The sequence below is a fragment of the Traorella sp. mt218 genome (assembly GCF_055420025.1).
In genome coordinates this window covers 47579-69007 of the sequence record NZ_JBVAYM010000001.1, presented here as the reverse complement: position 1 = coordinate 69007, position 21429 = coordinate 47579, and the positions used below count along the sequence as shown (strand labels likewise).

Annotated in this window: 20 protein-coding genes and 1 other annotated feature; of the genes, 1 reads left to right on the top strand and 19 read right to left on the bottom strand. The window is 39.4% G+C overall.

Features of this window, described 5'->3' with window-relative positions; genetic code table 11:
• Nucleotides 1-19: 19 nt before the first annotated feature.
• The 13 genes from ACZYT3_RS00415 to ACZYT3_RS00355 all read right to left on the bottom strand — a co-directional run bounded on the left by ACZYT3_RS00415 (nucleotide 20) and on the right by ACZYT3_RS00355 (nucleotide 13508).
• Complete coding sequence (locus ACZYT3_RS00415) at nucleotides 20-1864, bottom strand: DUF5696 domain-containing protein (protein WP_464087283.1); 1845 nt, start codon at nucleotides 1862-1864, stop codon at nucleotides 20-22.
• Nucleotides 1865-1886: 22 nt separating this feature from the next.
• Nucleotides 1887-4634: an isoleucine--tRNA ligase gene (ileS, locus tag ACZYT3_RS00410; RefSeq protein ID WP_294562799.1), complete on the bottom strand. Its 2748-nt coding sequence runs from the start codon at nucleotides 4632-4634 to the stop codon at nucleotides 1887-1889.
• A gap of 35 nt (nucleotides 4635-4669) precedes the next feature.
• Nucleotides 4670-4868, bottom strand: a binding site (T-box leader).
• Nucleotides 4865-5323 (bottom strand): DivIVA domain-containing protein, encoded by a 459-nt coding sequence (locus tag ACZYT3_RS00405; RefSeq protein WP_294562798.1) that lies wholly within the window; start codon nucleotides 5321-5323, stop codon nucleotides 4865-4867. (Overlaps the previous feature by 4 nt.)
• A gap of 11 nt (nucleotides 5324-5334) precedes the next feature.
• Nucleotides 5335-6087, bottom strand: a complete 753-nt coding sequence (locus ACZYT3_RS00400) for a YlmH/Sll1252 family protein (protein WP_464087282.1) — start codon at nucleotides 6085-6087, stop codon at nucleotides 5335-5337.
• A complete protein-coding gene (locus ACZYT3_RS00395) occupies nucleotides 6071-6466 on the bottom strand; it encodes a cell division protein SepF (protein WP_294562796.1) in 396 nt (131 codons plus the stop codon). Before ACZYT3_RS00395 ends, ACZYT3_RS00400 begins: the two co-directional genes overlap by 17 nt.
• 97 nt (nucleotides 6467-6563) lie before the next feature.
• Nucleotides 6564-7136 carry a hypothetical protein gene (locus tag ACZYT3_RS00390; RefSeq protein ID WP_464087281.1) on the bottom strand — a complete coding sequence of 191 codons (573 nt, stop codon included), beginning with the start codon at nucleotides 7134-7136 and terminating at the stop codon, nucleotides 6564-6566.
• A 109-nt stretch (nucleotides 7137-7245) separates the two neighbouring features.
• On the bottom strand, nucleotides 7246-7482 hold the full coding sequence (locus ACZYT3_RS00385) for a YlmC/YmxH family sporulation protein (RefSeq protein WP_294562794.1): 237 nt from the start codon (nucleotides 7480-7482) through the stop codon (nucleotides 7246-7248).
• Between the two features lie 41 nt (nucleotides 7483-7523).
• Nucleotides 7524-8300, bottom strand: a complete 777-nt coding sequence (locus ACZYT3_RS00380; protein ID WP_294562793.1) for a SigB/SigF/SigG family RNA polymerase sigma factor — start codon at nucleotides 8298-8300, stop codon at nucleotides 7524-7526.
• A gap of 83 nt (nucleotides 8301-8383) precedes the next feature.
• Nucleotides 8384-9088 carry an RNA polymerase sporulation sigma factor SigK gene (gene sigK, locus ACZYT3_RS00375; protein WP_464087280.1) on the bottom strand — a complete coding sequence of 235 codons (705 nt, stop codon included), beginning with the start codon at nucleotides 9086-9088 and terminating at the stop codon, nucleotides 8384-8386.
• Nucleotides 9085-9789: a hypothetical protein gene (locus ACZYT3_RS00370; protein ID WP_464087279.1), complete on the bottom strand. Its 705-nt coding sequence runs from the start codon at nucleotides 9787-9789 to the stop codon at nucleotides 9085-9087. Before ACZYT3_RS00370 ends, sigK begins: the two co-directional genes overlap by 4 nt.
• Nucleotides 9790-9914: 125 nt before the next feature.
• A complete protein-coding gene (locus tag ACZYT3_RS00365; protein WP_464087278.1) occupies nucleotides 9915-10244 on the bottom strand; it encodes a hypothetical protein in 330 nt (109 codons plus the stop codon).
• Nucleotides 10245-10249: 5 nt separating this feature from the next.
• Complete coding sequence (locus ACZYT3_RS00360) at nucleotides 10250-12883, bottom strand: Cna B-type domain-containing protein (RefSeq protein WP_464087277.1); 2634 nt, start codon at nucleotides 12881-12883, stop codon at nucleotides 10250-10252.
• A gap of 187 nt (nucleotides 12884-13070) precedes the next feature.
• Nucleotides 13071-13508 carry a manganese catalase family protein gene (locus tag ACZYT3_RS00355; RefSeq protein WP_464087276.1) on the bottom strand — a complete coding sequence of 146 codons (438 nt, stop codon included), beginning with the start codon at nucleotides 13506-13508 and terminating at the stop codon, nucleotides 13071-13073.
• Nucleotides 13509-14134: 626 nt separating this feature from the next.
• Between ACZYT3_RS00355 and ACZYT3_RS00350 the strand changes: the two genes are divergently transcribed.
• Nucleotides 14135-14344: a hypothetical protein gene (locus ACZYT3_RS00350; protein WP_464087275.1), complete on the top strand. Its 210-nt coding sequence runs from the start codon at nucleotides 14135-14137 to the stop codon at nucleotides 14342-14344.
• A 56-nt stretch (nucleotides 14345-14400) separates the two neighbouring features.
• Here ACZYT3_RS00350 and ACZYT3_RS00345 read toward each other — a convergent pair whose 3' ends face one another.
• The 6 genes from ACZYT3_RS00345 to ACZYT3_RS00320 form a co-directional block, all read right to left on the bottom strand.
• Nucleotides 14401-15282: a hypothetical protein gene (locus tag ACZYT3_RS00345; RefSeq protein ID WP_464087274.1), complete on the bottom strand. Its 882-nt coding sequence runs from the start codon at nucleotides 15280-15282 to the stop codon at nucleotides 14401-14403.
• Nucleotide 15283: 1 nt separating this feature from the next.
• Entirely contained in the window at nucleotides 15284-15736 is a 453-nt protein-coding gene (locus tag ACZYT3_RS00340) for a phage holin family protein (RefSeq protein ID WP_464087273.1), read from the bottom strand.
• Nucleotides 15737-15810: 74 nt separating this feature from the next.
• The gene (locus ACZYT3_RS00335) at nucleotides 15811-16473 is read right to left on the bottom strand and encodes a hypothetical protein (protein WP_464087272.1); all 663 of its coding nucleotides are present in this window, start codon (nucleotides 16471-16473) and stop codon (nucleotides 15811-15813) included.
• Nucleotides 16474-16484: 11 nt separating this feature from the next.
• Entirely contained in the window at nucleotides 16485-18173 is a 1689-nt protein-coding gene (locus tag ACZYT3_RS00330; protein WP_464087271.1) for a tail fiber protein, read from the bottom strand.
• Nucleotides 18170-20725 carry a phage tail spike protein gene (locus ACZYT3_RS00325; protein WP_464087270.1) on the bottom strand — a complete coding sequence of 852 codons (2556 nt, stop codon included), beginning with the start codon at nucleotides 20723-20725 and terminating at the stop codon, nucleotides 18170-18172. The genes ACZYT3_RS00330 and ACZYT3_RS00325 overlap by 4 nt, the downstream gene beginning before the upstream one ends.
• Complete coding sequence (locus ACZYT3_RS00320) at nucleotides 20722-21429, bottom strand: distal tail protein Dit (protein ID WP_464087269.1); 708 nt, start codon at nucleotides 21427-21429, stop codon at nucleotides 20722-20724. The genes ACZYT3_RS00325 and ACZYT3_RS00320 overlap by 4 nt, the downstream gene beginning before the upstream one ends.

Here is a 21429-nt window from a genome sequence, read left to right as displayed (position 1 = left end):
TGGACCTTATGATCCATGTTTACCGTATATGATACGTATTATCATTCAAATTGATTTCTACCCGTGTCCCATCTGAAAAGACAGAATATTGCTTTTTATAATCCTGATCGATAAAGCCAAATTCTACCATTTCACATTTTGCCACTTTTTCCTGTAAAGAAGCAACGATGCGATACCGCCGGATTTCTTCATCCAATTCTTTTTTATGGTAATCAAAGGCTCCATCCACATTTGGATAAGCCCCATCCTTATCAACATAGGCAGCCCCGCCGTTCAATAAAGCATACAGCATATAATCTTCCTTACCGGTATGATCCATCGGCCAAGGCAAGATCACACAGTCATGATAGACAAGATTCCATAAAGGAACCGGAATACCTAAACGCGCAGCATCCGGCATTCTCAGCATAAAATCATAAGGACCGTAATGGGCAAATACCTGTGAACGTACGGCCCAGTCATTCACCTCTTCACTGCTCGGCAAGATATTTTTTGACCAGAGATATTGAAAACAGGCTTCACGATATTCCAAACATTCCTTTCGTGACATCCTATGACGCTCATTGTAACATTCATCCGGTTCATTACAAGTAAAGACATCCAGATAACTGGCTTCTAAATGAATACCATGGCCTAATACCTCTTCAAAATTACGCTTCACATAATAAGGAGCCAAGGAAGCACACAGATACGACTGGGCACCCCCTGCCCAGCGGCATTGTTCAAAGATATGACCATCCTTCTGCATGAGGGCAGAATCTTCATCAAAGCTGGCAGCACGCTTATAATAATCACGGTATTGGTCATGCAGACCAAACATATAATCATACTTCATCAATGTATCCGAAAGCTTCTTCATGCCTTCCCAGCCGCCTGCTTCTTGACAGGCAGGAAGATAATCCGGATGAGCATTATCATAACCCGGTTCTCCCCATCCGTCTAAATGAAGATACAGCTTTTTAATGCCTTGCTCATGAAAACATTCAATTTCTTCAGCCCTTGCATCAAATGAAACCACATGGTCATTTTTTTCAGGATGCTCATGATCATAAAATTCACAGTCCTTTGAAAGATGCGTTTTGATTCCCTTATGCAGGATCGCACTGCCAATCAGCTTATCTACATTACGGCAGCGTGCAGCTTTCTCATGTAATGTTACCAGATTTCCTTTTTCTAAGGCATATTGACGATAAAGCTTACAGATCGAAGTCACCGTGGCATCCTCCTGAAGCACCATCCGCATGACCCTGCGATAAGCCAGCTTTCCAAGAGAAGACAGATGACGCATAGAAACATGGGTATAAGGTCCATTTGCAGGATGATCGACCTGATATCCCATATCCCATGGCGTACATGAGATCATGATATAACCATGCCCATCCTTGATCTGTGCCATCCACGGCATATAAGCACCATTGCTGCAGAACTGACCGTCAAAATTCAATCGCGTACATTCATTTTCATAATCATTAGGAATCATAAGTCCCTGCATATGCGGCAATAATGTGATCCATTCCCTTGAACAGCGCTCAAATTCAAAATGACCCGGCCAGTAAAGTGCCTCAAAATCATCTTCAAAGTGAACCGGAATCACTTCAAAATAAACATTTCCCGTAGCATATTCGATCCAAGCCAGCGTTTCAAAACGAATCTCTTGCCACTCATACAAGTGACGGATCCCTTCTCCTACACCGCTTTTATAGGAAACTTCTTGTACCTTCATCTCATCAAAATAAACAATTTGATGTTCACCAAAAACAATCTTTCCTCTTTCTCTGCTGATCCATTGAACATGCTCATTTTCAATGCTCAAGCTCCCATCAGCAAAACATTCCAATACTGTATCTTTAACCTTTACCTTCATATACACTCCCATAAGAAAGTTCCTATAAAATAGGAACTTGTGGATATTCTTTCTTTAATACCTCAACGCAGCGGTTGCAGCATTCATGAGCATCACTGTCATCATGCATATTCCAGCATCTCGGACATACCTTGCCCTGACATTTTTCTACGCTCACCTCACAGCTTTCATATTTCTTTAAAGGTGTATCCGTCAGGATCGCTTCACTTACGATCAGCCACTGTGCCAGCTTACATCCCAAAACTTCATCAATGATCTTCTGATCGGCATCGCTGACATGCATATAGACCGTTGCTTCCAATGATTTACCGATCTTCTTTTCAGCACGTGCTTCTTCCAATGCCTTAAATACATCACTGCGCAATTCCATCAAACGTGCCATCTTCTCACGGATCGCCTGTGCATCATTGATTTCATAGTTTTCATTAAATTCTTTTAAATGTACCGATTCACCTTTATCAAAGTGGTCATTGATCTCTTCACAGGTATGAACCAAAATCGGTGCCCATAAGCGCATCAGCGTATCCACACAATAATAAATCACGCTTTGTACCTGACGGCGGCGAACATCATCATGTGCTTCAATATAGAGGATATCCTTCGCAAAATCAAGATAATAACTGCTCAGTTCATTGCTCATGAAAGTTGACAATGTCGAAGTTACGCTCATGAAATCATAGTCGGCATAAGCTTTCTTTACTTTATCAGAAACCTCATTTAATTTTAATAAGATATCTTTATCAACAACACTGCATTCATTCGGATCTAATAAATCCTCTTTTGTGAAATCGTTCGGATTGATATTTGCCAACATGAAACGGAAGGTATTACGTACCTTACGATATGCTTCAGAGCATTGTTTCAAGAGCTCATCGCTCATGACACAATCTGCCTGATAATCAACACTGCTGGCCCATAAACGAAGCACATCTGCCCCATACTGCTTCATGATATTTGCAGGAGAAACGGCATTAAACTGTGATTTGCTCATCTTTACGCCCTTGCCATCCATGACAAAGCCATGTGACAAGACCTGCTTATAAGGTGCATAGCCATAGAAAGCCGTAGAAACGATCAATGAAGAATTGAACCATCCGCGATACTGGTCACTGCCTTCAAAATAAAGATCTACCGGCAATGAATAGCCTCTTTCAACCATACAGCCTGTATGTGAGCTTCCCGAATCAAACCAGACATCCATCGTATCCGTTTCTTTTTTAAAGATATTGTTCGGTGAACCCGGATGCGTATAGCCCTCAGGCAAAAGATCCTTTGCTTCTCTTTCAAACCAGACATTGCTGCCATATTTCTTCACTAAAGAAGCAACATGCTTAAACACCTTTTCATCCATGATCGGCGTACCATCCTCTGCATAGAAGATCGGAATCGGAACGCCCCAGGCACGCTGTCTGGAAATACACCAGTCGGAACGATCCTTGATCATGTTGTACATACGCTGTTCGCCCCATGCCGGCTTCCAGTCAATTTTCTCGATTTCGCTCAAAAGCTTCTCACGAATCTTATCTACCGAAGCAAACCACTGTGTCGTTGCCCTGAAGATGATCGGCTTTTTCGTACGCCAGTCATGCGGATAAGAGTGCGTGATAAATTCCAGCTTTAATAAGGCACCTACTTCATCCAGCTTCAATGTTACCGTCTTATTGGCATCATCTACATACTGTCCCTTCAGCCAATCGCCGCAATCTTCCGTCATGCAGCCGTGTTCATCTACTGGACAATAAGCTTCTAAGCCATATTTCAAGCCGACCATAAAGTCTTCGACACCATGGCCCGGAGCCGTATGGACGCAGCCTGTACCGGCATCTGCAGTAACATGATCACCTAAAATAATGATACTTTCACGGTCATACAAAGGATGACGGGTCGTAATGCCTTCCAGCTCTTTTCCTTTAAACGTTTTTAAGATTTCTTTTTCTTTTAAACCAAACTTTTCCCAAAGTGAATCTACTAATTCTTTCAAAACCAGAAGATTTCCTTTTTCACTCTTTACTAATGCATACTCCAATCGCTCATTCAGGCAGATGGCCAAATTTGCCGGAATCGTCCAAGGCGTTGTTGTCCAAATCACAAAATAATCATTTTCATCTAAAATACCTTTGCCATCCTTAACCTGAAACTTCACATAGATCGTCGGTGATTTCACATCCTTGTATTCGATCTCAGCTTCTGCCAATGCACTTTCACTGGACGGTGACCAGTAAACCGGCTTCAAGCCTTTATAAATCAAACCATCCATCGCCATCTTCGCAAAGATCTCGATCTGATGTCCTTCATACTCCTTCTGCAAGGTAATATATGGATGATCATAATCAGCAACCGTACCCAGCTTCTTCATCGTTGCCATCTGATTTGCGACCTGCTTCAAGGCATAGTCATAACAGAGCTTTCTAAACTCATTGATCGGCATTTTCTTACGGTCATAACCCAATTTGGTAATTGCCGTTTCAATTGGCAGACCATGGGTATCCCATCCCGGAATAAACGGTGTCTGATAACCGGCTTTATACTTTGAACGGACGATCACATCCTTCAAAATCTTATTTAATCCATGTCCGATATGGATATCTCCGTTCGCATACGGAGGACCGTCATGCAAAATAAAAGTTGGGTATCCGTCATGCTTTGAAAGCATTTCATGATAAAGATCCTCTTTTTCCCATCTTTCCTGAAACAAAGGTTCCTTTTTAGGAAGATTTCCCCTCATTTCAAAATCTGTCTGCGGCATTCTAAGCGTACTTTTATAGTCCATTTTATCCCTCCTGTTTAATAAAAAAAAGCGCCTCATCTAAGGACGCTTCACGTGGTACCACCTTAGTTCACAAATTACCTGTGCACTCATCCTTTTAACGCAAGGTTACGTGTTAAGCTACCTATCGCCTAACCTACTCCTAAGTGATTCCTTATAGCTTTCACACTGCTTTCCACCAGCCAGCAGCTCTCTATTGATCCCATCTATAAGACATGTCTTATTCATCGTATTTATTCTTCAAGCAAGTTCAGATCGATCTTACGCGGAACCTCAAATTCGCTCAACGCCTGATCCAGCTTATCCAGTTCCTTGATCATCCGCTGTTTGATCTCACCTGTTTCTTCGCCAAGCTTATTGACCTCTATCAGGATCGCCCGAGCACTCGCCAACGCTTCCTTGACGATCACATCCGCATTGTCATTGGCCGTCTGTACGATCACATTGGCTTCCTTTAAAGCAATGCGGGCAATATCCTCCGCCGCTTTTTCCTTGATGCGGATCTCACCGGCAAGCGTCAGATACTTTTCTTTATAGCTGGCACTCTGCTTTTCAACCTCATCCAGACGACTGACATACAGATCCAGCTTTTTTTGTAAGGTTTCTACTTCACTGGTTAACTGAGCGACCTTATCATCCACCTGATAGCGATTATAGCCATTGCGCATCGTATCAAATTTCACATCACCCATAACTTCACCCCTTACTTATATTTTCCCAGACTGACGACATACTTCTGATTTTTGGTTTCCTTGACAACGCCCTCAAACAAAAATCTTCCATATCCTCGAATGGATAGAATACTACCATTATTGCACAAGTATGCACAATCTTCAAGACAAATATGATTTACTTTTACACTTTTTGCACGCACCAAATGCTGCGCTTTGGCACGTGAAAGATTCGTACAGGCACTTACTAACGAATCTAAGCGAAGCGTTGTCACGATCTTATGAAACCTCTCAATATTCACAGATTTTTCAATCTTGCGGTCATCTTCATGAAAAACGATCCGGCTTCTTTTTATCTGGGTACAATGATCCATCACATATTCCGCAATGCTTTGACACACAAAGACGATGACCTCATTCTCATTCACCAGAATATCGCCAAAATGGTCGCTCTTGCATCCACAGTTGTACAAAGCACCCATGCAGTCCGAATGCGTAATACGGTCAAACGACGACCATTTTGCACTAAGCTGGACGATCTCAAAATCATTTTCTCCGCCGATCAGCGCTCTTTTTCGCTCTGCATTTTCATACCCGCCAAAAAAAGAAAGCGTGATCCGGTTTCCGGCCACCTTTCTTAAGACTTCCTGCTGAGTTTCATCCAAAAAAGGCGTTAAAATACGACGTCCGGTTCTTAAATGACTTTCAATCTGATCATCAAAGCGAAGTGCCAGTGTTTCATTTCCTTTAAAATGAACGAGCCAGTTCTTATTCGTCGTCCCCATCTATATTGATCGATCCGCCAACACCAATCGTCTTAGGCGCACATAAGATAATATTAGGGCCAATCTTCTGAATCGTTCCATCCAACGCAAAGATCACTCCTGTCAGGAAATCAATCGTACGCTGTGCATAATCATGAGGCAAACGATGCAAATTGACAACACATGCCTTATTTTCTTTCAAACGAATCGCAATTTCCTGGGCTTCTTCATAAGAGCGAGGTTCAAATAAAACCATTTTCGCATCAATATGTGCATTTGCCATCGCTTTTGAACGAGGCTGTTCGTATTTACTGCTGATTGTTTCTACTTCTTCTTCATCCAGATATAATTCTTCATCATCCGGACTAATAAAATCCTTTAACTTCTCCTTAATACTCATAATTACCTCCACACTTCATTATTATAACACAAAACCATTTGATTGGTAGTTGAAAATAAACAAATTAAAAAGAGAAGATATTTCCGCCTTTTCCCTATCAAAACAGCTCATTTATCAGCCTAACGATCAAATGATGATAATATTCATTTAATCCATCATGACTTTGATACGCCGGATCATCCATGCCGTATAAAGTTATGGAATAATATTTATCTTTATATTCAAAGCTCATCCGGTAATCATAAACAACAGAATCATAAAGCATTTTGACCATCTCCAGATAAACATCCATGCCATTGATAGTTAAGTCATAAGTATAAACAACATCATAGTTTTTATTGTCACCTATATGATTGACATTATAACCGTTCTTACTATCACAAGCCGCTAACTCGACCGAATAGATTTCATTTTCATTCACGCTCCAGAAATATCTTTGCACATAAGTCGGATCATGTCTGAATAAGAATACATATGGATTATCATAAATAACATTGACAAAATACTCTTCAAAACCTGACTCTTCAGAGATGGGCTGAAGATGAAAATGCTCATAGAATTCTTTCTGGCTTAGATTTGAATCTCTCTGAAAATAGATTCGATCCGAAAAAAGCTTCATTCCTGCAAGCAAGACAACGACAATCACAGCAGCGGTTCTTTTTTTATTCATCTATATTCCCCTTTCTTTAGAAAAATTTTAATCTGTGTCTTTTACAATTCTATCTTAACATAATCCCTGCATCATTTAAACAATATAAAAGAAGGCCTCTGGCCTTCAGCTATCGTTTGACTAAGATGACATCACAACCAATATTCACGATACAATCAACTGCAATCTTTTCACATTCCGGTTCAAACAAGAATGGACAAAAACGAGCCAGACCTCTTCGTTTCATGCACACGATGATACAAACGATCTTCAGATCATGTGTTAAGATCGCATCACTGACAAAACCAATATTTTTACCATCCACAACACATATGACCTGTTTGCTCATCAGCTCGCTCAGTTTCATGCAATCACCCTGCTTCAGTCTATGCTCACATTGCTTACATGTTACTCAAAATTCTTTTTCAAACATTTTAAAGCGCCTTTTTCCAAACGTGATACCTGAGCCTGGGAGATTCCCAGCTCCTTTGCGATCTCACTTTGTGTATAATCCAGATAATATCGTTTATTTAAGATATCCAGCTCTTTTTCATTGAGCTGCTTCAAGCTCATCCGTAATGTAAGAACATTACTTAAAAGGGCAATTTCATCTTTTGAATCACCTATGGTATCAACCAGACACATCTCATCCCCATCACTGTTATAGATCGGCTCAAATAATGAAAGGACGCTTTGAAACGAGTCTAACGCTTCAATCACATCCTTACTTTTCGCCTGAGTCATCTCGCATAAATATTCAATGCTTGGCTCCATGCTGTATTCATGATAATAATCTTCTTTCAGACGAAAGCACTGATGAGCCAGATCCTTACAATTTCTTGAAACCCGAATCATCTGATTATCTCTCAGATAGCGCTTGATCTCTCCCAAGATCATCGGCACCGCATAAGTCGAAAAACGCACCTCATGAGATAAATCAAAATTCTCGATGCTCTTTACAAGGCCGATACACCCCACCTGAAAAAGATCATCCATATTTTCACAGCGATTTGAAAAACGCTGCACCATGCTTAAAACCAGCTTCAAATTTCCTAAAAGAAGCACTTCCTTATAGCTCTCATCTCCTTGCTGGTAACGAATAAAGGCCTCTTTCATTTCACTGACGCTCAACACCTGCAAATCAGCAGTATTTACATTACATATATCAACCTTGAATTTACTCATGATCCACTTCCTCTTACTTACATTTTTCCCTTAGAAGTGAGTGAGTATTCAATTCAATTTCTTCCTAAAATTTCCAGCCGTCCTTATTTGCCCTTAGCACTTGTCAGCGTAGCCTTCAGCTGCATCAAAATACGTTTCTCCAAACGTGAGATATAGCTTTGGCTGATTCCCAGCTTATCAGCAATATCCTTTTGGGTTGCTTCATTTTCACCGATGCCATAGCGCATCTGAAGAATCATCTTCTCCCGTTCATTCAATGTTGAAATGGCTTTTAATAATATACGTTTATTTTCATTGCGTTCAAAGGCCTTCTCGACAAGATCTCCCTGAGTACCGATAATGTCTCCTAATAAAAGCTCATTGCCGTCATAATCAACATTTAACGGCTCATCTAAAGAAATCTCCTTACGGCTTTTGCTTTTCTTACGCAAAAACATCAAGATCTCATTTTCAATACATCGTGAAGCATAGGTCACCAGTTTGATATTTTTATCCGTCCGGTATGTGTTGACCGCCTTGATCAGGCCAATCGTACCGATGCTGATCAGATCCTCCATCTCACTGCTGCTGACCTCATAACGCTTAGCAATGTAAACGACAAGACGAAGATTATGCACGATCAGCTTTTTGCGAGCCTCTTCATCTTTTTTCATCAACAGATTCAGGGCTTCTTTTTCTTCTTCACCTTCTAAAGGCTTGGGAAGCCCTTCCTTACTTTTTATATAATGGACATATCTGACTTCTTTAGGCTTAAACAGCCAGGCAAACAGCTTACGTAATCGTTTCATAGGATTCCTTTCATATTTAATAATGCATCATAAGGATAATCGCCTTCCAGCGGACAACAGATGACTTGAATTTTTTTTCGATTCATGATGATCTCACTTTTGATTCCCTCGACTTCTTCAATTCCCACCACCTGTTCAACCAAAATGAGGGTAGCGGGAGCTTTTATAGTTTCATAAATGCTTCTTTTCACAAATATGATAGGAAGAGAGCGGTAGGTTGCCAGATTGCCGCTGTCAACATAGCCCCTATACTTTTTATGATTCATTTCAAAGCAATAAAGAAAATCTCTTTCGGAAAGATGATATCGTCCTTTTGACAATAAAATCAGATAAGACAAACCAACGACCATATCAGCAAGAAAGACCATGAAGATATCTGAAACAAAAAACTGCAAATGATAAATAACTCCTTCAAACAACATATAATAAATCAAATGAAATAATAAACGAAATGTCACAAACAATAAATACGTATGATTTCTCTCTTTAAAAAGAAATAAAAACATGATGATCTCATTGAGCCATATCCACGTCATGCTGTTTTCACAAAACAGAAAGCTTGGCAATATCGTCACCATCAAAAGAATCTTCCAGAAATGAGAACGATTCATCGGTTTTCTGGAAAGGACCAGTGAAGATGTAAGTGAAAAAGCACTGATTAAAAGATTATGCATAAATGTAATTTCAACATAGCTTTCCATAATCACCCCTCTTCACTCTATCAAAACCAGCCATCATAATTTGTCATACTTTTTAGATGACATGCAGTCATAAAAACAAAGCGGCGTTAAACCACCGCTTTGTTCATTTATCTTTTTATGGAATTTTATTGATGAACTTCTGAACACGCATGCTCATTACACCATTTAAGAAAAGTGCTTTGAGCAACACCCAGCATTCTGGCAGCTGCTCGGCTTGATACGCGATGCTTTTCATACATCTCATAGATGATATCAAACTGTTCGGGAATCTTTTTTTTGGGTCTTCCAAATACGACTCCTTTATCTTGAGCTGCTTTGATGCCGTTTATAATTTTTTCTTTTCGTTTCGCTTCTTCTTCTTTTTTATTTTTAATTACTAATTTTACGACAAGTGCCGTTTTTGTGTCATCCTGTACGATGTCATATATTTCCTGATGAAGCTTATCAATATTCATATCGCTTAATTAGAAAACTCTTTTTTAAATTTCATAAGACTGATCGCACATAAGATCAACAAAGATACGGCTGTTGTCATCAGGTAAATATGAAGCGAATCACCAGTATTCGGGGTTTCAGGCCATTCATCCTTTTCCGAAGTTTCTGTCGTGGTATTCAAAGTATTTGTGATCGTATAACCTAAAGCAGCATTACCTGTGATCTTTGTCGTATAACCCTCAACACTTACTTCTGAAATGCTATATACGATCTTTTGACCATTTTTATTAACGGCTAGACCATCAAAGCTATCCGTCCATTGATTTTCTTCACTCAGCGTTATCGTCTTACCTGTATCAGTACCATCTGCAAATAACTTGACAACGATGCTTTCAGGACGCTTATTTCCTTCATTATCATGGTCATCCCACTTTTTGCTCACCGTAATGTTCATGGTTTTTGGCTGATGATGATTTGTAATATCATAGCCATTGATCATAGATTGATAACCATCTACATCATCTTCGCTGATCGTATATTTAATTTCTTTACCGTCCTGATAACGGGCTAAGTTTTCAAATACCCATGTCCAGTTATCCTCAGCCGTTACCTTTTGGATAGCCACCTCTTTGCCGTCAGCCCACAAACGAACAATTATTGATTCCGGTCTGATGCCATCTTGATCATTCGCATCATCCCAAGTTTTCGTACCGCTAATGGTGACAGGCAGGGCATTATTAGTTATTGTTATTTTATATGTTGAACCATCTAAGGTTACATTACTGTACGTCGCTTCCATGTCCTCTTGCAGATGAACCTCTCTCACTGCATAATTTCCTTCAGGAAGACCTGTAAAGCTTGCGCTCCAATTGTTATCAGCATTTAAGATGACCGTATCTAATTCATAGCCGCCTGCCATTAATGCAACCTCAACGGCTGTTTTTTTATTTTCAGGAATATCTTTATTCCATTCCTTATTGACCATTAATGTATATTCGACATTTTCCTCATTAGGTGCATCTCCAATAACAACACTGCCATTCGCACCTATTCCGGCACCGCGATCCGCTGTGTTACCGGTAATTACTAAAGCTGCTGACTCTTTTGACAAAGATTTCGCATTATCACTGATATTTGATATCAAAGCATAGCTTTCTGTTGAAATATCAGCAACCGTGACCGCTTCACCCGGATCATTTGCATCAAAACGCGCACTGCCATCGGATACGCCTAAATAATACATACCGCTGCCATCCGTCCCTTCACCCGGATCATTCACTGCGTAAACACCGCCATCTTCATAGTAGCTTACCTTACCGCCGCCGATGATTCTTTCAGCTAAGATAAAATCATTGGATTCACCTTCATGCTGTACAAAGGCCAAATCTGCACCGGCAGATCCGCTTTCATCGCCTTCTGCATGATTATCAAAAACAGCACCGCCATTCGTAATATAAGTTCTTAAATCACCAGTGGAACAGGTCCAGATGCCACCACCGATCTTAGTTGCGGTATTCTCATAAATGACCACATGATGTAAATGAACTGTCTGTCCTCTAACGATATAAATACCGCCGCCTTGACGTGTTGCGGAATTATTCACGATTGATCCGCCATTCAGTTCTACATGATACTCATAATTCGTATTAGATACGCCTGTAACTAATATGCCTCCGCCATACATAGAATGATTCTCTGAAATTATGCCGTCATTCATGATAAAAAATGATTTTGTATGATCGTCTGACAGCGAATTGGCAACTAAATAAACAGCGCCACCATAAAATTGGCTTTCATTTCCGGAAATTGTTCCGCCATTGAGCGTTACACCGCCATTTGTAGCATAGATGGCACGTCCATACCATGTATTACCGGAGGCCTCATCCATCTTATTATCGGCAATCGTACCACCATTCATGGTAAACAAAGCCACTCCATTTGGACGAGAGTCAAGAGAGCCTACAAAAACAGCTGTACTTCCATTTTCATTGATCATACCGCCATTCATGACAAAGACATTTTTCCCGTTGATGTTATCTACTTTAACGATACCTGAAGCACCTTGCGTATCATAAACAAGATTCTCTGAAATCATCCCTGCCTGTAAATCAAAAGATGCACCGTTCGTTAAATAAATGATTCCCTGATAGTTTCCGCTTAGTAATTTATTATTTGATACAGATCCGCCATCCATATGAAAGGTACCGCCATCGACATAAATGATTCCACGGTCATTTCCTGAAACATGATTAACGAAACGGGTAATCGTGCCGCTTTCCAATATCAGCGTACCCTTTACAATAATTGCTGAAGCAGTTTCTTTTCCATATTTCAGCTCTCTGTTTCCTCCATCTAACGTGACTCCGTCCCAAATTAACGTTGCATCTTTTTCAACAGTTATCGGAGATGTTGTATCATTTTCCCATTTTGTTGATAAAACAAGCGATCCATTGCCTGTCAGCGTGACATCTTGACTGATTGTCAATGGTTTTGTTAATTCAATATTTGAATCAATTGAAACCGAGCCGCCTTGATTGATGGCATCTTGTAAATCTGCTTCATCTGTGATACTCATTGCCTTGATATTTACCGGTAATAAAGACAATGCTAAAACAAATGCCGATAAGTAGACAAGCCATTTTCTTACCATTTTCTTCATTTTTATCCTTTCTCCTTTCCATTGAACGATAAATCAGACAATTTCTTTCATTGGTTTTATAATAAAAATGAAAAGATAAAGCAGATATTTAAAGTTTTTTTGACATCTTTTATACCCTTCTTAAAATGTCTACCTTTTGATTTATTTTTTATCGTTATATAAAAAAGAAGCACCGAAGTGCTTCAATTTATTTTGATTCAAGTCCTCTGTCTTCCATTGATGCTTTTTTATCAAAGCCCGGATTAAAGGCATAGTAGTTCTTGCAGTCAAGTTCACGGCGAATGATCTCCAATGCTTCACCAAATCTTTGGTAATGCACGATTTCACGCTGACGTAAAAATTCTAATGGACGAATCACATCATCATCTTCAGCCATACGGATCAGGTTTTCATACATCGTACGGGCTTTTTGTTCAGCAGCCATATTTTCATGCATGTCTGTGATCGGATCTCCCTTTGATTGGAAATAATGTGACATAAACGGATCACCGCTGGCACTTACTGGATACATACCTAAAGTATGATCGGTATAGAAAGCGTCAAAACCGGATTCTTGTATCTGTTTCGAGGATAAATTTCTGGTCAGCTGGCGTACGATAGCACTCACAATCTCCATATGATTCATTTCAATATTGCCAGCATGTTATATAAAACCACCCACTACCAAAATGATGAGAGTGGATTAGCCTAATATTTTTTCTTATGGTGTTTTAAGTGTTATCGCCTCACTATTTTTATACACATATCATATTTTCCTTAAGCTGCTTATTTTCGCTTCTCTTTCAAAACTATCAAAATCCAATGGTTTTACGCTTGCATATTCAATGCCTGTTTCACAATCTACAAATATATTAGTGATCACACATTTGAATCCATCATATACAACTTTTCACCAATTTTAAATGTTTTCATCGTTTTTCCTCCTGCATTTTGCTTTTATTTCCTATTTATTATATAATATAAGTGTGATTGGGAGGGGCTAACTCCCAATCACTGAAAGCTCTAAGCTTTCTTGACGATGGTTATAAACTTGTGGAGTGCTGATCCATTTGAAGGTTTATAACCTTTTTCTTTGCACCATAATTTATACAGTGCTATAAGTTCCATGTTTACACCTCCTTCCTTACACTATTATTATAAAGGTTTTCCTTTATAATGTCAAGAAAAATATTAAGTTATGTCTATATTTTTTATATTTTTTTATTGATTATATCAAACTTATCCTTTATAATATTTATGGGAGGTGTGCAAATGACTATAACACAAAAAATAAAATTAGCTATTACATATGCAGGCATAAGTGAAGCTGAACTTGCTAGAAGAATTGGAAGCAGTCCCGCTGCTTTTAACCAAAGAATGAAAACAGGTAAATTCTCTGATGATGATCTAAATAAAATTGTAGGTGCTTTAAATGCTACTTTTGAATTTAAAATAAATTTTCCTGATGGTACATCTATTTAATAATAATTAACGATAATAAAAAAACACCCACCCTCAATTAAGAGAGTGGGTATATTTTATTTCTTCAAATCAGATTTCTTGAATGCAGTATTTAAACCATCGCCTAAAACGACACGATCACCGTTAATCTGCGTTACTGTGTATTTATGCTTTAATACATCAGCAATCAGCAAGACTCCTTCATATGAATATCTTGTAGTCGGCGTTACCTTATCTCCTACTTTGATCTCAGATGAAGTAGTAGAACCACCTGCAATATCGCCATCATTGACCCAGCATAAGCCATTGTCTAATAAGTATGTAGATACTCCATTGACTTTTAAACGTCTAGTGATCTTCCCTGTATCACGCATCATTTGATTTGCCGGAATATAATTCCTGATAGCGGCGGCATCCGTAGATGATCTGTAACAAGTCGTGAATCGTACTGTTTCACCTAAAGCATGGGCAAATTCATCACTTGTTTCTTCCGATACCGGATTATCATATTTCAGATAAGGCATCTTAAACCAGTGCGTCCATGTCGTACGCTTGTAGCTTGTATCAGGATGGTTTCCCTTGAAGTATGTAATGACGATCTTCTTGTCAAAGGCTGCGGTAGCTTCGATGACCTGTCCATTTCCTAAGTAAACTCCAATGTGACCCGGTTGGTAGACCATCAGTCCCGGAATTTCAGGAATCGTATCGATCGTTCCTTTTTCTGTTGCTTCATTGAAGAAGCCCGTTTCATTCTTATCCGGACAGGTCTTTCCATAATACGAAGCATTGGAAGAAGAATAATCATGCCAGATAAAGCACTTAATCAATCCTACGCAGTCAAAGATACGTACTCCGTTTTCATAACGACCGATACCGCCTAAACGATAAGCATTTGCTTTATTCTTTTGTTCTTTGCACCATGATACTAAATCTGATGCCTTTGTATAATCATATGCCATATTACTTTTCCTCCTCTTTATTGATCATCTTATCAGCCACTTCTAAGCCATTAACTAAAATAGCCGGTACATTAAAACCAGCTTCTACAAAATTCTCAAGGATACTTCTCAATTCATTAACGATCAATGAAGCCAGTACGAAGTATCCCAGCAAAGTGGTAATACCTAAATCGATTCCGATCGTGTTTCCGATCTCGATAAATACAGCGCTTGCCGAAAAAGCAACAAGGATCATCAGCCAGTAGCCCAGCTTCTTCAATACTCCCTGCCAGCCTTTCATACTGTTTTCTTTGCCGGCAATACGCGACTTCATCCAGCCAGTTAGCCAGTCGATAATGTTGAACAATAGGAAAAGAGCGAACAGGATCCAGTGATCGCCAAATACTACGCTCAACACTGCGATAATTCCTCCTACGATAGCATTATAGGTGTCCATGAAATTAAATACTTTCATTTAAATGTTTACCTCTTTCTGCATTGTTTAGAGCCCCGATGCTTGGCTATAAAAAAAAGAGCTCAAGGCTCTCTCTATACCAGTTCAAAATAATTGCCAACCAAACTTGCACATGTTGCATATAAAGGCTGATCACTATCTCTTATACATTTATATTTCACATCATTTTCAATGTAATATTTATCCTTGAATACTTCCATATTCATGTCATATGGAATCGGGTCCTCAATCGTTCCTGCGTGTTCAATGTCGATAACCTCATATAAAGCAGCAGTTGCCGTTGATGGTGGCTGATTCTCTAGCACTGCTGAAATGTCCTGTCTTACCTTCCATAGCTTCCCTTCGTACTCTATGCGGTCGCCTTCCGAAAATGATTTTCCGATGTATGAAGCCCATGACGGATAACAGCAAGGAATTGAAGCAGCGGTTTCATCATCAAGATTTAATAAAACTATTTTCTTATTTTGAGATACAAGATTGTTAAACTGACTTTCCTGTTTCAACACCTCTTGCATAGGTAAATAAATAAATCTTCCACCTTCATATTTGAAATCATGCAGAATGCCAGCGAATTCATTATATTCTAAAGGTAAATCCTTTCTTTTAAGTGTAATAACATTATCCTTATTTGTATAAATGCAATCCATCGCAATACATCTATTGGTATCATCTAATAATATTGCTGAATCAAGTTCAGATTCTTCTGCGACTGGAATTTCCATAATTTCATCACTCATATCATCACCTCCTAATATTTAATGATATAGTTCATTACTAAGCTTGGCTGAATAAGATTGAAAGCAGCGCCTCCGCCAGTATTTCCAACAGATAACGTAGCATCATGACTATGGCTTCCTGCATCTTCAATATTGATTTCATGTGTATGGGTGCCTGCCGAATTACTGGAAGCGGAGTGACTGTGAGAACCTCCCGAATTGACAGTAATTGTATGTGAATGGTTTCCCGCACTTGCCGCCGTTCCGGATATAGAATGTGTATGTGCACCAGCGCTTCCCATCCCACCAGTATAGGTTGGACTTGTTCCATTACCATTGAGGCCATACACTCCTGTGTTTGACGAGCTTCTAGCAACCCACTCTTGTGCATAAGCATGAATATGATTGCCAGCACTTGCCGCCGTACCACTCACTGTATGCGTGTGTGCTCCTGTTGAATTGCTTGAGGCAGTATGTGTATGTGCGCCACCTGAATTGACGGTAACTGTATGAGAATGATCTCCTGCTGAATCGCTTGACGCATCATGGGAATGGCTTCCTGCACTGCTTATAGAGGCACTGGCACTATGGGAATGTGATGGTATTTCAATGGTTGACAATTGATGCTCCTTTGCACCGGCTGTTTTTCCAAGTGCATTGAATTCTGTATCCGCACTATCCATACCAACTGCCACCCTTGATCGAAGATCAGGAATATTGAATGTAGTTGCACCGTCGCCGGCTCCATACAATGTCTGAATCACATTGAACAGATCACTATATGTTGATCTACTTACTTCCTGCCCTTGACACAGCAAATAACCGTCAGGAGCATTTGCTCCTGCAAATAGAAGGATAGTACCTGCCGGGTTTGCATAGCCTTTAGGTCCTTGTTTTCCTTCCTGACCTTGTGGGATACCTAGATTCAACACTGGTTCTTCGCCTGTTCCTGTGATACTTGCTGTTGCATCTTCCCCAGCTTCGAGTGTCGTCACTTCGCCGATCGTCAAGTTCGGTACAAAGTCGCCGTTTTCAAGCTTCTGCTGAACCTGCTGGGCAATGCTGTTTGCTGACTGGGCAGCTGAATTTGCTTGATCTCTTGCAGTATTCGCTTGTGATGTAGCGGTATTTGCTGATTGAGTGGCATTATTCGCATTTGTGATTGCCGTATCAGCCTCCTCAATCTTCTCATTCGTTTCTGTAATCAAACCATTTACGGATGTGATTAACCCGCTGACTGTTTTCTGCTGATCCTGCGCTTCATCAATTAGATCGTTCAAATCACTTTCGATTTCATCAAACTGGGCTTTGTAGTCACGATCATAAAGCTCACGCATATAATCTTCTACAACCTGAGTCCACTGATCATCAGAAGGAAGAACGACCGTTCCATAAGGTGCAGGTGTACATCTCAGAGAAAGCTGTAATGTCTTTTCAATATGATTCGCATCCTTAGGATCGACTAGACCTATGGATATGTAAATCTGTCCATCCTGTAAAAAAGCTTCGGCCGGAATGTCGAAGCTGTCATTTTCAAATACTGCCAGTGTTGCCTTGAATGCTCCTGATCTCATGAACCAGCCAATGGAAGGCTGAACAATATATGAAGCGTATTCATCATCATCATTCACGAAAGTAACCGGAACATTCGATGATCCCTGTGCTGGAATAATATCCGAATCACATGTCAGCTTTAGTCCGTTTCGAGTAATTGTTATCATTTATTCATCGCCTCCTCCAGCCTTTTTAATCTTGATTCAAGATCTTCAATCTTTTTCTGCTGTTTCTGATATCCATAAACTAATAAAGATGTGATCTGAGAATAATCAATGGAATACATTCCTTCTATTTCGTCCTGATCAACGATAGGATAATCTTCAATTCCGTATTTCTTGAATATTTCAAGCACATCCTGAGCTATCAGTCCGATATTTAAGTTTTGGTCGTTTTTCTTATACCGGTAAGTTTTTATTTTAAGATCATTCAGAACATTAAGATATTTTTCATCCACCAGCTGAATGTCTTTTTTCAACCGAATATCAGATGCACTCGATATACTTGGATAAGCGGTTATTCCACCTCCAGTATTGCATAGTAGTCTATGAGTGTAATCTGAAGTAGAATAATCGTTTCGAAAATCTATAAAGCAAGGAGAACCCCAAATTTCAAAGCCTTGTCCTGCATTACAATAAAAATCATGGTATGATCCATGATAATAAATAGGTTGATCACCTGCATTTATTTCAATAGGAATATCTCTGCTAACCTGACCACCGGTATAAATTGTACTAATTTGAAATCTATATTCATTGTTGTTATGAATATTTATTCGAATACCTCCGCCTGCGCTGTTTTGCTGATCTCCTATCTGAATCATTTCAGCATCTATACTATTTGCATCAAGACCACCAGTATAGATATTCGTTACGTTTAACGCTCCAGGATTCAGAGTAGATTCAAATGTTACTGTTCCGTTTGTAGATGTGCTTTTCATCGTCAGCACACCATCAACAACACCGATAGTCAATGTCATAGTGAAAGTACCTGACATTTCGCCATTGTAGATTCTTTCTGCATAAAGCATATCTCGTGAAGATATATAGCCACTGTTATCAATATCCCAGTTGCTAAATTCTTCATCAGTTGGAGTATAGTTTCCTAGAATGGTTTGTTTAATTTTTTCAATATCACCATTTTTTATGACATACGTCTTTTGGGTCGTTGACGATATAAGTGAACCGTTTATGTTGGTACCATTGATATCCCCACCATTAATCGTTGAGCCTTCTATCTCACCGCTGAACGTTCCGTTTTCCACAACAATATCTTTTGTTGTCAAAACACCAGTATCAAGATTCCAGCTGTTTTTTCCTAGCCTATCGGACAGTATGCCAGTTATGATAGCATTTGCTATCAAGCCATTAGGTCCAAATGCATTTTCCCAAATCCAATCCGTATTTTCAGGATTTCTTTTATTTGAAAATTCCAAACCGGCAGTACCGTATGCAGTTGCACCAAAATTAGGTGAATCAGGATCAAGATCTTCCATTTTTATTGCCCTGACGTCTAACAGTTGAGCAATTTGCCTTTGGATCTGCAATGATGCTTTCGTACCGTCAATGATACCTTGAATATACTGTCCCATGACCGTACCTGTTCCTTTATCAATGACCTTGTCAGCTGCTGAAATCGTGCTGGATACATTATCGATGTAATTGTATGGTTTCGACCCGATTACAACACTCTTAACACAATCCAGGATGCAGTCATAAACTAAAGACTGTACTCTTGATGTAGTTGTTACTCCTAGAATCTGATTCTTGCAGTAGATTGTATCACCTAGAGATACTGTTTCCAGCTCTTTTATATCAGCATAATTTATAGTATTAGCAAGAAGGACCATATCGCACTTAATCGTTACATTAGGTGTATCAATTCCTGCTTCATACTGTTCTTCACATTTTGCCTGTAAGGCATTGTCCAGCTCTGCTTGCGAGTTACAGATGATCATACCTTCAGTATCTTCACTAGACTGGACATCTTCTGCTAAACGCACATCAGAAAACTCCATAACAGCCTGTTTTACAGTTGGATAATTATCAATATTATCTGAATCTACGTAGCCGTTATTGCTCATCATGCGTCCGTTATAGGCTTTTGGATAGATACGAGTTACGACCTCTGAGCTATCTATTTCAACGCTCATTCCATTCTCGGGAATATTTTTTCCGTAAAGCAGCTGTACTCCATGATCAGATCCAATCTTTTTATTGATAATGACCTCATAGTTGTTATAAAGTACCTCTCCACCCCATCGATTGATAAATGAATTTTCATCATCGCTCGTCAGTGCTTCCATAAGATTTTTCATGACATAGTAAGCAGTCGATAGTGATGTAATATCAGATGATCCACTATACTTTGTTCCCTGTGTCATGATATCCAGGGCCTGTTGGCCGTTCTTGTCTGTTGGTCGTACATCAAGCAACATACAGTCATTTTTACTATCAAAGAAAATTGGCTGGGCAGTTGCACTTACTCCGCTTTCATCTTTATCGGTATTGAATATACGGAAAAGCTGATCATCTTCAAGAAAAGACGGCACCTTTAATACAGCACCGTCTTCAATCAGTTTCCATCTTCCTTCCGGATCTCTTGGATGCTCAATAGTAAGCTGCCACGTTTCTGTATCTATTTCACATACAGTAGGCATCAGCACAGCATCACCATTGACATCGTAATTGGTATTTGCTGGCGAGTAAATTTGAATCATGCTTTCCACCCCCAGTATGGTATAACTTCTAACTGAAATCCCGATGAAACACTGATTTCATTGGATCCATGCAAAAGATGAAGCTTGTCATAATCGCCTGTAACAGATGTATTCATGACCGTTCCATCTGTCCTATAAGCACTCATCCTTCGTGTATCGATCGTAAGATTCTGGCCAACATTTGCCGTCATTTCATTCCCATTTACACTAAGAGTACACATTCCTTCGCCAGTGATTTTATATACTGGCATCGATTCCTGAAAAGAGTTATTCAATATTCCTGATGAAGGAAGCGTATAAGATTCCTTTCCTGTGATTTCGAATTCATATGGAATACAAATGAATGTAACAGTAAACTGACCATATTTTCTGACCTGTCTTGCAATATCACCATGATCAACCCATAATACTTCATAATAGCTGTCTGGAGTTTCCGTAAATGAAAGTTTACCATGACCTAACAGCCATTCTTTTAGATTACGCAAAGTTGATAAAAATCGTTTGTTTACAATAGAAAGAGTACATTTTATTTCTATATTCTGTACGGATCCATTTGAAGTTACCAGCGATCCTACTCTTCCAGGAATGTTTGTTTGAGTATATTTTTCATTAGCAGATTTGATTTCAGGGAGATCATACAGAAAACTTCCAAATTCTTCTGGGCGTTTTTCTTTAAAGTAAAAACTTACTGCTTCTTTTACCAT

Bases quoted from the DNA above. Each gene is read 5' to 3' on its own strand.
- ACZYT3_RS00395 (WP_294562796.1), bottom strand. From the start codon at position 6,466: ATGAGTATTAAGGAGAAGTTAAAGGATTTTATTAGTCCGGATGATGAA.
- ACZYT3_RS00390 (WP_464087281.1), bottom strand. From the start codon at position 7,136: ATGAATAAAAAAAGAACCGCTGCTGTGATTGTCGTTGTCTTGCTTGCA.
- ileS (WP_294562799.1), bottom strand. From the start codon at position 4,634: ATGGACTATAAAAGTACGCTTAGAATGCCGCAGACAGATTTTGAAATG.
- ACZYT3_RS00350 (WP_464087275.1), top strand. From the start codon at position 14,135: ATGACTATAACACAAAAAATAAAATTAGCTATTACATATGCAGGCATA.
- sigK (WP_464087280.1), bottom strand. From the start codon at position 9,088: ATGAAACGATTACGTAAGCTGTTTGCCTGGCTGTTTAAGCCTAAAGAA.
- ACZYT3_RS00335 (WP_464087272.1), bottom strand. From the start codon at position 16,473: ATGAGTGATGAAATTATGGAAATTCCAGTCGCAGAAGAATCTGAACTT.
- ACZYT3_RS00340 (WP_464087273.1), bottom strand. From the start codon at position 15,736: ATGAAAGTATTTAATTTCATGGACACCTATAATGCTATCGTAGGAGGA.
- ACZYT3_RS00380 (WP_294562793.1), bottom strand. From the start codon at position 8,300: ATGAGTAAATTCAAGGTTGATATATGTAATGTAAATACTGCTGATTTG.
- ACZYT3_RS00345 (WP_464087274.1), bottom strand. From the start codon at position 15,282: ATGGCATATGATTATACAAAGGCATCAGATTTAGTATCATGGTGCAAA.
- ACZYT3_RS00405 (WP_294562798.1), bottom strand. From the start codon at position 5,323: ATGGGTGATGTGAAATTTGATACGATGCGCAATGGCTATAATCGCTAT.
- ACZYT3_RS00320 (WP_464087269.1), bottom strand. From the start codon at position 21,429: ATGGTAAAAGAAGCAGTAAGTTTTTACTTTAAAGAAAAACGCCCAGAA.
- ACZYT3_RS00400 (WP_464087282.1), bottom strand. From the start codon at position 6,087: ATGGGGACGACGAATAAGAACTGGCTCGTTCATTTTAAAGGAAATGAA.
- ACZYT3_RS00325 (WP_464087270.1), bottom strand. From the start codon at position 20,725: ATGATTCAAATTTACTCGCCAGCAAATACCAATTACGATGTCAATGGT.
- ACZYT3_RS00365 (WP_464087278.1), bottom strand. From the start codon at position 10,244: ATGAATATTGATAAGCTTCATCAGGAAATATATGACATCGTACAGGAT.
- ACZYT3_RS00355 (WP_464087276.1), bottom strand. From the start codon at position 13,508: ATGAATCATATGGAGATTGTGAGTGCTATCGTACGCCAGCTGACCAGA.
- ACZYT3_RS00330 (WP_464087271.1), bottom strand. From the start codon at position 18,173: ATGATAACAATTACTCGAAACGGACTAAAGCTGACATGTGATTCGGAT.
- ACZYT3_RS00360 (WP_464087277.1), bottom strand. From the start codon at position 12,883: ATGAAGAAAATGGTAAGAAAATGGCTTGTCTACTTATCGGCATTTGTT.
- ACZYT3_RS00415 (WP_464087283.1), bottom strand. From the start codon at position 1,864: ATGAAGGTAAAGGTTAAAGATACAGTATTGGAATGTTTTGCTGATGGG.
- ACZYT3_RS00370 (WP_464087279.1), bottom strand. From the start codon at position 9,789: ATGGAAAGCTATGTTGAAATTACATTTATGCATAATCTTTTAATCAGT.
- ACZYT3_RS00385 (WP_294562794.1), bottom strand. From the start codon at position 7,482: ATGAAACTGAGCGAGCTGATGAGCAAACAGGTCATATGTGTTGTGGAT.